This window comes from Rhodanobacter sp. MP1X3 (assembly GCF_014207165.1).
Taxonomy (GTDB): domain Bacteria; phylum Pseudomonadota; class Gammaproteobacteria; order Xanthomonadales; family Rhodanobacteraceae; genus Rhodanobacter.
Genome location: NZ_JACHCO010000010.1, coordinates 84,316 through 96,593 on the forward strand (window position 1 = coordinate 84,316; position 12,278 = coordinate 96,593).

Genomic DNA, 12,278 nt, shown 5'->3' on the forward strand with positions numbered 1-12,278 from the left:
GTGGCGAGGCACTGGGATTTGCCTGCGCAAATGCAGTGACGGGAAGGGCAAGAACCAACGTGAGTGCGGCATGCAACGGGGAAGTGCGTAGGTGTAAGGGCATTCGTCTGCAACCTTGTCGTAAAGGGTGTTGTGTCACGGCTAGTTGATGGGTGAGGCTGCAAAGCGGGTTGTTGCAGTCCGCTATTGAACACTAATATAAATGCGAATCATTCCTATTGTTACATGGATAAACGCTTGGTGAATAGCCATCGCGCCACGGTTCACGTCACAGGAACCTGCCGCTGATTGAAATGCCCGCACACGACAGGCCGTTGAATGGAGCGCCTTGCGATTTCCTGCCGCGAGCTTTGGACTCTTGCCGCCATCCGGACAAATGCGCCGCTGGCGCAGTTAGGGGTTACAGGGCATTCCATTCAAGACCCAGCAAAAAGGCCCCGCATTTCCGTGCGGGGCCTTCGATTTCACGCTGCTTACCTCAAGCGACCATTGATTCAGGTATTACCAGATCTTTACCTGAGTCTCTGGCGGACGCACCATCGTGTCGCCGGCCTTGCACTCGAACGCCGCAGCGAATGCCGGCATGTTTGACGGTGCACCCATCGCGCGCAGCCCCATCGGTGCATGCGGGTCGGTGTTGATGCGCAGGATCGAGGTTTTCTCGCGCATGTTGCCGCGCCAGACGCGGGCCCAGTTGAGGAAGAAGCGCTGGTCTTCGGTATAGCCGTCGATCTTCTGGCTTGCCTCGGTCGGGTTGGCTTTCAACACCGTCTGCAAGGCGTCATAGGCGACGTTGAGGCCGCCCAGATCGGCGATGTTCTCACCCAAAGTCAGCTTGCCGTTGACGTGCAGGTCCGGCTTGTCCTTGAGCGGCGCATAGTCATCGAACTGCTTGACCAGTTTGTCGGTGCGTGCCTCGAACTTGGCCTTGTCATCCTTGGTCCACCAGTCTTTCTGATTGCCATCGCCATCGAACTGAGCACCCTGGTCGTCAAAACCGTGGCTGGATTCGTGACCGATCACGGCACCGATGCCGCCGTAGTTGATCGCATCGTCGGCCTTGGCATCGAAGAACGGCGGCTGCAGGATCGCGGCCGGGAAGTTGATCGTGTTGTCGCTCGGGTTGTAATACGCGTTGACCGTCTGCGGGGTCATGCCCCATTCCTTGCGGTCGGTCGGCTTGCCGATGTGGCCGATATCGTAGTCGTAGTTGAACTTGCCGGCGGCCAGAATATTGGCGTAGTAGTTGTCCGGCTTGATATCCAGGCCAGACCAGTCACGCCACTTGTCGGGGTAGCCAATCTTTGGCAGGAACTTGTTCCATTTGTCGATCGCCTTGGCCTTGGTGTCGGCGCTCATCCAGTCGAGGTTCTCGATGCGTGCCTTCAGTGCGTTGCGTATGTTGGTCACCAGCTCCTCGGCGCGCTGCTTGGCTTCCGGGGTGAACTCCTTGGCGACATACAGCTGGCCCAGGGCTTCGCCCATGCTGGCGTTGACGGCGCCCAGCACGCGCTTCCACTGCGGCTTTTGCTGCGGCTGACCGGCCAGGGTGGTGCCGTAGAAGGCAAACTTGTTGTCCTGGAAATTCTTGCTCAGGTACGGCGAGGCATCGTCGATCGCGTGGAAGCGCAGATAGGCCTGCCACTGATCGATCGGCGTGCTGGCCAGCATCTTGTCGAACTGGGCGAAGAACTTCGGCTGCGATAGCGAGAAGCCGTTGTCGATCTTCAGGCCCTGGGCGTCGAAGAATTTTGCCCAGCTGAAGTGTGGCGTGACCTTGTCGGCTTCCTTGACGCTGACGAAGTGGTACTCGTTCTTGATGTCGCGCTCTTCCACCGGCGACAGCGAGGCCGCGGCCAGCGCGGTTTCGAACTTCAGCACGTCATCCGCCTGCTTCTTGGCGTCGGCTTCGGACACGCCGGTCAGCTCAAGCGTCTTGGCGATATAGGCGACGTAGGCGTCGCGGATGTCCTTGTATTCCGGCTTGGTGTAATAGTCCTTGGTCGGCAGGCCCAGGCCGGCTTCGTTGGCGAAGCCGATCTGCATGTCGGCGTGCTTGAAGTCGCCGCCGGAACCGAACTGGAACACCTGCATATCGCCATCGGCGTAGCTCTTGGTGATGAAGTCCGCCACATCGGTACCATTCTTGAGGGCGGCAATGGCATCGAGCTTCGGCTTGACCGGATCGAAGCCGTTCTTCTCGATGGTCGCCTCGTCCATGCCGGAGTGGTACAGCCAGCCGATCTTCTGTTCGATCGAGCCGGCCTTGGCAGAATCGGCGTTCTTGCTGGCGTCATCGACGATGTCGTGCTGGGTTTTCAGGCTCTTCTCATTGAGCATATTGAACGCGCCCCAGCTGCTCTGGTCGGCAGGAATCGGGTTGGCCGCGATCCATTTGGCGTTGACGAAGCCGTTGAAGTCCGCGCAGGCCTTGAGGCTTGGATCGAGCTCACTGACGTCGAAGATGCTGGCGACTGCCGTGGTTGCGGCCGCAGCCGGCGCGGCGCTGGCACTCGGTGCTGGTGCGGTAGCCGCCGGAGCAGGGGCGGGCGCGGCGGCCTGTTCGTCGCTCTTGCCGCAGGCGCTGAGTGACAGGGCGAGGCTTACGGCCAGAGCCAGGGGCTTCAAGTACTGCTTCGTCATGGATTTCCCTCTGTAGTGATGTCGCCCGTTGGGCGAATAGCGTGGTGATTCACTGGCGGCGGGTTGCCTGATGCCTCGCAAAACGCAGCCGTACCTGCCGACGCTAGGCTAAACGTCATGGACGAGACAGTGTCAAAGGTCAGGGGTGGTCCCCTACCTATCAAAAGCGGCACACATTGGTGCTTTTTACGCTTCGGCCACCCGGCTGTTAGCCCCTGTCATTTTTGGGGTCTTTAATACCTGGTGTTGCCATTCGCATGCTCGGAGTCAGTGCGGGCTGGCAGCGAGTTTTGCCCTCTGACCTGGATCAAGCCGTATTACCGGATACGCGCCGACGTACTGCACGGCGTACCATGGTGAGCGTTCGAAGAAGAATTCCAGACGCGCCGCGGAGTCGGCTGCAAAGGCTGGATCGTCGTGCAGCTTTTTCTCGAACTCGGTCTTCAGCGCCGGATCTTTTGCAAGCATCTCGCGCGCCAGTTTTTCGACCACTCGCGACTCGCCATATTCCTTGGTTTCGAAGATCGCGTTGAGAAATCCCCAATGCAGCAGCGAATCCGGTGCCTGCGGTTCGAGCAGGTTGATCGCCACGTTGGCAGCGCGCTGGTCCAGCGGCACGATGACTGAGCCAACTGGCAGCGTCACGTCGCGGGCTACGGTGCGCAGAGAGAAATCGCGCAGCATCAAATGCCCTTCGAACGGCTTGTCCGCCCACTTCGGATGATCAAGCTGATAGCTCTCGGCGTGGATCGTCAGCGCATGATCGAGGCGCTGATAGCGGATGCCGTGCGCGTCGAGCTTGTCGATGATCGCGGTCCACTGTGCGGGTATCGCATAGGCGGCCGGCGGCGTAATCGAAAGATCGGGTAACAGGCTGTTCCAGTTCTCGATGGCATACGTTTTTGGCTGGGTCGGGTCGTACTGGATCCAGTTGCTGTTAGAGATGTCGCTATGCATGATGCTGAACGCGTAACCCTTCAGCTCGAACGGCGTGGGCTGCGGGTCAGGCTTGAAAGTCAGCGGCACGCTGGCTTGCGCCTCGTGCGCACGCACCACGACATTCGCATCCGCTTTTGCCGTCGCGGCCAAGAGCGCGGAGGGGTGCTGGTTGATCTGCTCCAGCATCAGTTCGACCAGGTCAATGGTTGCCTGCACGCGGTTGCCGTAAGGCTTGAGCATGTGGGTTTCGATCAGTAGCGCAGGGCGGTTCTGCAGCGCTGCGTAGCCGGTTGAAAAGCGCGGACCCGAACCGAAGTTGGTGATGCCCTTGCGCGGATCGCGGCCGTCCTTGAACTCCAGATAGATCGAGGCGAGGTGACCGCGCTTCTCGTACGCAGGCATGGCGTGATCGACAATGGCATCGTGCTGCCACGCGCTCACCGCGGGGTCGAGCTTGTGAGGATCTTCGGTGTACCAGGTCAGGTCGTACTGATAATCGGCACCGTCGGTAGTGTGCACATCGATCAGGAAATCAGGCAGCCATGTCTGCCACAGTTTCAGCCAAGCCAGCATTTCCGGTGCGTCGGCCTTGACGTAATCGCGGTTGAGGTTGAGATACTGCGACTGGCCTCGAAAGCCCATGCTCGCCGGGCCGTTCTGGTTGATGCGGTTATACGGCGTCGAATTCTCATGGCCGTCCACGCTGAATACCGGGATATAGACGAGCACCAGATGATCGAGCAGGTGCGGGTACTTGTGCGCGATCGCGATATCGCGCAGCAGCATCAGGCCCGCATCCTTGCCCTCGATCTCGCCGGGATGGATGCCAGCCTGCAGCAGTACCACCGGCTTGTCGGCCTTGCGCGCGGCAGCGGGATCAAACGTGCCGTCGCCGCTGGCGATCACCACCGTCATCGGTCGACCTTCCGGCGTGGTGCCAAAGGTCTGTAGACGGATCACGCCTGGCGCTGCCTGCTGCAGGCGCTGCAGGTAGGCTAGCGTGTCGGCGTAGCTCGGCGTCGTGTGGAACTTGGCGGCTTCGGCCGGCGTGGTCCAGTCGCCCGCATTTGTACCCGTGGCGTGCGTGGTCATGGTGACGATTCCCAACAGAATGGATAGCAGCATCAGACGTGCAGGCAAGCGCGACATCATGGGTACTCACGTGCATCGTCATGCGGCAACGTGGCTGGTGACGCAGGCAGGGTCTCCGGGGCTACGGCACCGCCGGAAATGATGAAAGCCATCGCCTGATCCATCGTCCAGTCGGTCGGCGTCAGCTCGTCCAATGGCACCACCACCAGATAGCCGCCGGTGGGGTTGGGCGTGGTCGGGATAAAGACCGAGGCCATTTCACGACCGCTGCCGTCCTCGGCCATCACCCGGGTAACGAAGCCGACCACCTTCATGCCGCGGCGGGGAAACTCCACCAGTACCACGCGCTGCACGCCGGAAGGTTTGTTCTGCAGTACCGCCATCAGTTTCTTGGTGCCGCCGTAAATCGTCTGCACGACCGGGATTCGTGCCAGCAGTCCGTCGAAGGCGTTGATGAAGCGCTGGCCAATCACCCGGTTGGCCACAAAGCCCAGCAGGTAAAGCGCGCCCAGCGTGATCAGCAACGCGACGATGAACACCAGCCACTCGGCGTTGAGCGCGGTCGCGGCTTTCGGCGCCACCAGCGCCAGCGCGCCGAGCAAGGCGCTGACCATCGGTGCGCCGATGCCGGCCAAAAGGCTCAACACAAACTTGAACACCAGCCAGGTCACCCATAGCGGGATAAAGGTAAGCAGGCCGGTCAGCAGGTAACGTTTGACGCGCAGAGGGGGCATCGAAGGATTCGGTTAGAGGACGAGACTGGCATTGTAAGGGAGGTACGCGTCCGGCACCGGCCACGTGTTTTCGATTCAATCAACGTCATGAATAGCGCCGCGGGTCGCAGGTCGCGTCAGAATTCCTGCCGTGCGCTGTGATTTTTTTTGCGCTCTCGCGAATCATGGATGGAACCTTGGGGAATATCCGCGTCGATGACCGCCAGACACCACCAGCAACGCTTTGAATCCCTGCTGCAACAGCATCGCGGCATCGTATTCAAGGTGGCAGCGCTTTACAGCCGCAGCGTGGCCGATCGCGATGATCTGATGCAGGAGATCAGTACGCAGCTGTGGCGCTCTTTCGGTAGCTACGACGAAGCGCGGGCGAAGTTCTCCACCTGGATGTATCGCATCGCGTTGAATGTGGCCATTTCGCAGGCGCGGCGCGAGCGTTGGTCCGAAGGCGAACGTTTCGAACCGCTGGAGGCGCGCCATCTGGAAACGGTCGGCGGTGGTGAATCGATCGCGGAACCGGACGAACGCTTGACCGCGCTGTATGCCTTTATCGGCCAGCTCGATGAACTCAACCGTGCGCTGATCTTGCTGTATCTCGAAGACCGCAGCTACGACGAGATCGCCGACGTACTCGGCATCAGCGAAACCAACGTGGCGACCAAGATCAATCGCATCAAACACAAGTTGCGCGGACAGATGGCCGGCGCGGCAATCACTGGAGCATGACCATGGAACTCGACGAGATGAAATCGACTTGGCAGGCGCTTGATCGCAGGCTTGGACAGCAGCATGCGCTTAACCTTCAACTGTTTCGCGAGAGCATGCTGGACAAGACTCGGCGAGGGCTACGGCCGCTGATCCTCGGTCAGATGATGCAAATCGCGGTAGGTGTCTGGGTGATGATACTTTTTGCGTCTTTCTGGGTTGCCCATCGTGACAGCGGGCACCTGATGTTTTGCGGTTTGCTGGTGCATGCCTACGGATTACTGCTGGTGGTTTTTGCGGCACGCAATCTCCACCTCATCAATCGCATCGACTATGACGCGCCGGTGGTAGAAATTCAGCGACGTTTGGGCGAATTGCGAGCGTGGAGGATGTCCATCGAGGCCCCGGTTTTTGCTGTCAGTGGCTGCTTTATATGGATACCCGCCGTACTAGTGCTATTTCGAATGGCGGGTGCCGATGTGTGGATGAACGCGCCATCGGTCGTCTGGATTTTTATCGCCAGCGGGTTCGTTTGTCTGGCAGCCGTTTACGGCGTGGTGCACTGGTCTCGCCGGCCCGGTCGCGAGCGCATCAGGAAGGCGCTGGACAATGGCAATGTCGGTAGCAGCATCCGCCGCGCGCAGGCCGCAGCGGAGAACATTGCACGCTTCGAACAGGAATAGTTGCAACAGGGTTTCTGTTGACCGCCTCGCGATACGTACTTGCATCCCTCAATCACCGCGCGATCTGGCGTACGGCCGGTGAATCCTGCTGTCCGGATTTCGCTTCGAGACCACCATGACTTACTACTCTGCAACCGTCGCGGTTGCGCAACCCGCTGCGCAACGGAACATATCGCTGGGCTACCTGAGAGCCTTCCTTATAGGCGTGATCTGGATGCAATACGCTTTGCTTCAGACGCATCTCCCTACGATTGCGAAGATTGTGCTTGTCTGGGCCGGGGCGGTTGGATTGAGTTGGGGCATTGCTGCGATGTTGCGCCGTGTGCCTGCGGTTTCACGGATACTGTAGGACCGGTCAACGCGCCTTCGGCTTCAGCCGCACGTACACCTGCTTGCGTACACGAGCGATCACCTCGCCTGACGCGGTAACGACATCGGTCTCGAACCAGTGCAGCACCTTGCTGCCGTCGGCGGCTTCGGCGCGCAGCTGGTCGACCACAGCCGGATCGAGCTTGAAGTGCGCATACACATCTTCACGACCCGGTGCGACGAAGTCGATCGCGCCAGCCTTATCCCAGACGAAGTAGTCGTTGCCGAGCTGGTGCATCACCAGCAGCATCCAGAACGGGTCGGTCATGGCAAACAAATTGCCGCCGAACTGGCTGCGCACGTAGTTGCGGTTCCACGGGCGTAGCCGCAGCACGACCTTAGCCTCGCTGTAGTCAGCGCTGATGCTCTGCACGCGGATGCTGTTGAAGAGGAACGGCGGCCACAGGTTGAGCACGCGGCGGAAGGTGGATGCTTTCATCGGGCCGTTCCAGGCAGATCATCGTGGACCGCCATCAAAACAGCATCGAGGCCATCTTGCGACGATAGCGGCTGACCAGCTCGGCATCGTCGAGTATGGTGAATGCGGCGATCAGACGTTTCTTGGTCTGATGGTCGTTCCACTCGCGTGCCCCCTTGAGGACGATCAGAAATTCGTCGAGCCCTGCTTCCGGATCATCTTCCAGCAGCAGACGAACGCCGAGCAGATCGTGCGCGGCCCAGTCGCTGGCATCGGTGGCGATGCGCTGGCGCAGTTCCGCCATCGTTGGCGCTCCTTCCAGTGCGCGTGCCAGATCGAGCTGACTGCGCAGGCGTTGTGCACGTGGGTCGATGGCCAGGTTGGCCGGCAGGGCGGTGAGCTCGGTTTCGGCGGCGTCGGCCTGGCCAGCGCGCATCAGCACCAGCGCCAGTTCGAGCTTCAACTCGGCTTTGTCGGGCTCGGCAGCGATGGACTGCTGCAGTCGGATAAGAGCCTGCTCGGGCGTTTCCTGTTCGGCGTCATCGACGCCCTCCGGTTCCGGCGCGGCCTCAAGCGGCTGCACGTGGCGTGAGAGGAATTCGCGCAGCTGACCTTCGGGCAGCGCGCCGGCAAAGCCGTCCAGCACCTGACCGTCCTTCACCAACATCACGGTGGGGATGCTGCGGATGCCGAACATCCCGGCCAACTCCTGTTGCGTGTCCACGTCGACCTTGCCCAGCCGGAACGCACCGTTGTATTCCACGGCGAGCTTTTCCAGCATTGGGCCGAGCGTCTTGCAAGGCTCGCACCAGGTGGCCCAGAAATCCACCAGCACCGGCGTGGTCATGGAGGCCTGGAGCACCTCGGCTTCGAAGCGTTGCTGATCCACATCGAAAACATGGGAAGAGGCAGCAGTTTCAGTCACGGGAATTTCCATCTCGGCGGATACAGTTCAGTCGGTAGTAGTGTCAGATCGGGGCAGCGCCAAGCATATCAAGCCCGTTGGGCGGTGCTTGCGGTTCAGCGCGAGTGCGCCAGATTTGCGAGAATCAGTCAGTCCACCAAGTCCAAGTCATGGCAAGAGCATCGAGTGCATGAGCACGACGTCACCTGAAGCACTGCAAATCTGCGAGGAGTGCGATACGGTTCACCGCCGTCGCGCGATGACGCATGGCGAAGTGGGCAAGTGCGCATGCTGCGGGGCGACGCTGGAGCATTATCACAGCCTCGATCCGAACGCGATGCTGGCGTTGGTGCTGACCGCTTTTGTCGTATTCATTCAGGCCAACCTATGGCCGATCGTCACGCTCGGCCTCAACGGTCGTCAAAGCAGTACCACGCTGTGGGGCGCGATTATTGCGATGTGGCAGGAGCAGGCACAGGTCATCGCGGTGATAGCAGCGGCCACGCTGTTCTTTTTTCCACTGGTGAAGATGCTGTCGATCGGCTGGCTGCTGTGGTTCGCACGTCAGCATCGCTGCGCACCGGGTTTTGTGCCGATCATGGTGACCTTGCATTACATCGGACCCTGGACCATGAGCGAGGTGTTCGTTCTTGGAGCGCTGGTGGCGATCGTCAAGGCCAAGGTCTATTTCGACGTGATGGCGGACCCGGGCATCTATGCTTACGCCGTGCTGACGGTGTTGATCACCATCTTTGCCCGGGTCGATATGCGTGAGCTGTGGAATATGCGCATGAAGGAATCGGTATGAGCGCAACCGAAAAGGCGCAAGCGCTGCCACGTGCGGCGGATCTGGGATTGGTCGGCTGCCACGTCTGCCGGCTGGTTTGTCGTGAGGCGCCAGACGATGACGGCGGTATGGAATGCCCGCGCTGCGGCTCTGCGCTGCATCGGCGCAAGCCGGCCAGTTATACGCGCACCTGGGCGCTGCTGCTGGCGGCTTTCATGATGTATGTGCCAGCCAACCTGCTGCCGATCATGCGTACGGCCAGCCTCAATGACGTGGACGACAACACCATCCTCAGCGGCGTAAAGGAGCTGTGGGTCAACGGTTCGGGGGATCTTGCGGTTATCGTCTTTGTCGCCAGCATCATGGTGCCCATGCTGAAATTCCTGGTGCTTGGCACGCTGCTGATCAGCAGCCAGCGCCGCACCGACTGGGCGCAGCTGCAGCGGGCCAAGTTGTACCGGCTGGTGGAATTCATCGGCTACTGGTCGATGCTGGACGTTTTTGTGGTGGCGCTACTGTCGGCGCTGGTGCGTTTCAACGTGTTGAGCCGGGTCGAGCCTTTGCCTGGCGTGATTTTTTTCGGCCTGACCGTGGTATTGACCATGCTGGCTTCGATGAGCTTCGACCCCCGGCTGATATGGGATAGCAGAGATAGCGATGACTGACGAAAGCAGCAACGAACTGGGCAAACCCGAACGCGATGAGCTGCCGCGTCCGGTGGTCAAGCGCCGCCGGCGCTTCAGCGCATCGCTGATCTGGCTGGTGCCGGCGCTGGCGGCGGTGATCGGTATTTCATTGATCATCAACAGCCTGCTGCAGGCCGGTCCGGAGATCACCATCACCTTCCTGACGGCCGAAGGCCTGGACGCCGGCAAGACGCCAGTGAAATACAAGAATGTGGTGATCGGCAAGGTCGACAAGATCAGCCTCAGCGAGGACCGTTCCCATGTGAAGGTTCGCGTGGCACTGGAGAAAAGTGCCAAGAGCTTTGCCACCGATGGCACGCGTTTCTGGGTTGTGCGGCCGCGTATCGGCATCGGCGGCGTGTCCGGCATTGATACCTTGTTGTCGGGTGCTTTCATCGGTGCCGACGTCGGCGATTCGCAGACGTCGCAGGAAGACTTCCAGGGCCTGGAGACACCGCCAGCGGTAAACCACTCCGCGCCTGGTCGCAGCTTCGTGCTGCACAGCGATGATCTGGGCTCGCTGGATATCGGTTCGCCGGTTTATTACCGGCGGATCCAGGTCGGTCGCGTCGTGTCGTATCGGCTGGATGGGGATGGCAAAGGCGTCTCGATGCAGATATTTATCGATGGGCCTAACGACAAGTTTGTGACGACTTCCACGCGCTTCTGGAATGCCAGCGGTGTGGACGTTTCGCTCGGTGCTGATGGGTTGAAACTCAATACCGAGTCGCTGGCAACCGTGATCGCCGGTGGCATGGCGTTTCAAGACCCCGCAGGCCCGCACGACAGCACGCCTGCGGGCCAGGATGCCCAGTTCCAGCTGTTTGCCGACCAGGGCACCGCCATGGCACCGCCCGATGGCACGCCGCACTACATCCGCATGCGCTTCGAGAAATCCATGCGCGGGCTCGATGTCAATGCGCCAGTGGAATTCCTCGGCGTGAAGATCGGCAACGTGGTGTCGGTCCGCCTCGATTACGACGAGAAGACGCAGAGCTTCCCGCTGATCGTTGGCGCAGTGGTTTATCCGCAGCGCCTGGGCAGCGCGTACGACAAGCTGCAGGCGCTGGCAAAGGCACAGGGAGACAACCCGGACATGACGCAGATGATGAGTCGACTGGTCGATCACGGCCTGCGGGCGCAGGCGCGCACCGGTAACCTGCTCACCGGCCAACTCTATATCTCGATGGACTTCATAAAGAACACGCCCAAGGTGGCTTTCGACATGAATGCCCGGCCGTTGATGATCCCGACCGCAGCCGGCAGCTTCGACAAGCTGCAGGAGCAGGCAGCCGAGATTGTCGACAAGATCGACAAGATCCCGTTTGAGGCGATCGGCAACAACCTCAACCAGACCCTGGCCGGGCTCAGCGCGACACTGAAACAGGTCAACGGCAAGACGCTGCCCGAGCTCGACACCACCATGAAGGGTGTGCAGAAAACCGTTAACACAGCAGGTGACGCACTCTCCGGCGATTCGCCGTTGCAGCAGAATTTGGGCAACACGCTGGAAGAAGTGCAGCGGACGGCACGTTCATTGCGTGTGCTGGTCGATTATCTGGGCGATCATCCCGAGGCGCTGATCCGCGGGCGTCGCCCCGATGCGAAGCCAGCCCCGTCGACCACTCCATCGCCCACGCCTACCAATCCACCGCAGCAAGGGAGCAAGCCATGATTCGTCCGGGTCTTATTCGTACCGGCCAGCGTCTGCTTGGCTTTGCCGTTGTGCTGACGCTGGCGGCCTGTGCTTCGGCGCCGCTGCATTACTACACCCTCGTCACACCGGCGACTGATCCGGCCGACGCTGCGTCGAATCCGGCGACGGCTTCGTTGCCGTTCGAGCTGCTGCCGGTCAGCGTGCCGGCGCAGGTCGATCAACCGCAGCTGGTGGTGCGCGAGGGTAGTCAGGGCGTCGCGCTGCTCAACGGCGAACGCTGGATCGCGCCGCTTGGCGACGAGCTCCGCAGTGCGCTGTCGGCCGACCTTGCGCGCCAGCTGCATAGCCAGGATGTCAGCGGATTGCCGAGCAACGACAAACCGCTGCTGCGGATCAAGCTGGACGTGCGCCGCTTCGATTCGCAGCCCGGCAGCTATGCGCTGATCGATGGTGCCTGGAGCGTGCGGTTGATGCGCGGCGCCAATGCAAAGGGTGGCACACTGTCGTGTACCAGCCGCGTTAGCGAGACGGTCGGCGCCGGTTACGATGCCCTGGTCCAGGGCCATCAGCGCGCGATCAGTCAGCTGGCCGCGCAGATCGCGGCGGCGGCGCAGTCGCTGGGCAACGGCCAAACACCGGTGTGTCCCAGCTCTTGAAATAGGGA

At 60.7% G+C, this 12,278-nt stretch carries 11 protein-coding genes; 6 read left to right on the forward strand and 5 right to left on the reverse strand.

Annotated features, from left to right (window positions below):
- Positions 1–501: 501 nt before the first annotated feature.
- The 3 genes from HDE79_RS20795 to HDE79_RS20805 all read right to left on the reverse strand — a co-directional run bounded on the left by HDE79_RS20795 (position 502) and on the right by HDE79_RS20805 (position 5,408).
- The gene (locus HDE79_RS20795) at positions 502–2,643 is read right to left on the reverse strand and encodes a M13 family metallopeptidase (RefSeq protein WP_184604997.1); all 2,142 of its coding nucleotides are present in this window, start codon (positions 2,641–2,643) and stop codon (positions 502–504) included.
- Positions 2,644–2,910: 267 nt separating this feature from the next.
- On the reverse strand, positions 2,911–4,674 hold the full coding sequence (locus tag HDE79_RS20800) for a M14 family metallopeptidase (protein ID WP_255488534.1): 1,764 nt from the start codon (positions 4,672–4,674) through the stop codon (positions 2,911–2,913).
- A gap of 56 nt (positions 4,675–4,730) precedes the next feature.
- Complete coding sequence (locus HDE79_RS20805) at positions 4,731–5,408, reverse strand: DUF502 domain-containing protein (RefSeq protein ID WP_184604999.1); 678 nt, start codon at positions 5,406–5,408, stop codon at positions 4,731–4,733.
- A 195-nt stretch (positions 5,409–5,603) separates the two neighbouring features.
- On the opposite strand from HDE79_RS20805, the gene HDE79_RS20810 reads away from it, so the two are divergent.
- Positions 5,604–6,131 (forward strand): sigma-70 family RNA polymerase sigma factor, encoded by a 528-nt coding sequence (locus tag HDE79_RS20810; protein WP_184605001.1) that lies wholly within the window; start codon positions 5,604–5,606, stop codon positions 6,129–6,131.
- Positions 6,132–6,133: 2 nt separating this feature from the next.
- Positions 6,134–6,793, forward strand: coding sequence for a hypothetical protein (locus tag HDE79_RS20815; protein WP_184605002.1), 660 nt, complete (start codon positions 6,134–6,136; stop codon positions 6,791–6,793).
- 355 nt (positions 6,794–7,148) lie between these two features.
- On the opposite strand, the gene HDE79_RS20820 is transcribed toward HDE79_RS20815, so the two are convergent.
- Together HDE79_RS20820 and trxA are read right to left on the reverse strand one after the other, a co-directional pair.
- Positions 7,149–7,601, reverse strand: a complete 453-nt coding sequence (locus tag HDE79_RS20820) for a DUF4442 domain-containing protein (protein ID WP_184605004.1) — start codon at positions 7,599–7,601, stop codon at positions 7,149–7,151.
- A gap of 34 nt (positions 7,602–7,635) precedes the next feature.
- On the reverse strand, positions 7,636–8,505 hold the full coding sequence (trxA, locus tag HDE79_RS20825; RefSeq protein WP_184605006.1) for a thioredoxin: 870 nt from the start codon (positions 8,503–8,505) through the stop codon (positions 7,636–7,638).
- A 169-nt stretch (positions 8,506–8,674) separates the two neighbouring features.
- Between trxA and HDE79_RS20830 the strand changes: the two genes are divergently transcribed.
- Genes HDE79_RS20830 through HDE79_RS20845 form a run of 4 tightly spaced genes read left to right on the forward strand, consistent with a single transcriptional unit; the run spans position 8,675 to position 12,270 of the window.
- Positions 8,675–9,292 (forward strand): paraquat-inducible protein A, encoded by a 618-nt coding sequence (locus HDE79_RS20830; protein ID WP_184605008.1) that lies wholly within the window; start codon positions 8,675–8,677, stop codon positions 9,290–9,292.
- Positions 9,289–9,936 (forward strand): paraquat-inducible protein A, encoded by a 648-nt coding sequence (locus tag HDE79_RS20835; RefSeq protein WP_184605009.1) that lies wholly within the window; start codon positions 9,289–9,291, stop codon positions 9,934–9,936. Before HDE79_RS20830 ends, HDE79_RS20835 begins: the two co-directional genes overlap by 4 nt.
- Positions 9,929–11,632 carry an MlaD family protein gene (locus HDE79_RS20840; protein WP_184605011.1) on the forward strand — a complete coding sequence of 568 codons (1,704 nt, stop codon included), beginning with the start codon at positions 9,929–9,931 and terminating at the stop codon, positions 11,630–11,632. Before HDE79_RS20835 ends, HDE79_RS20840 begins: the two co-directional genes overlap by 8 nt.
- Positions 11,629–12,270: a PqiC family protein gene (locus HDE79_RS20845; protein WP_184605013.1), complete on the forward strand. Its 642-nt coding sequence runs from the start codon at positions 11,629–11,631 to the stop codon at positions 12,268–12,270. The genes HDE79_RS20840 and HDE79_RS20845 overlap by 4 nt, the downstream gene beginning before the upstream one ends.
- Positions 12,271–12,278 lie beyond the last annotated feature (8 nt).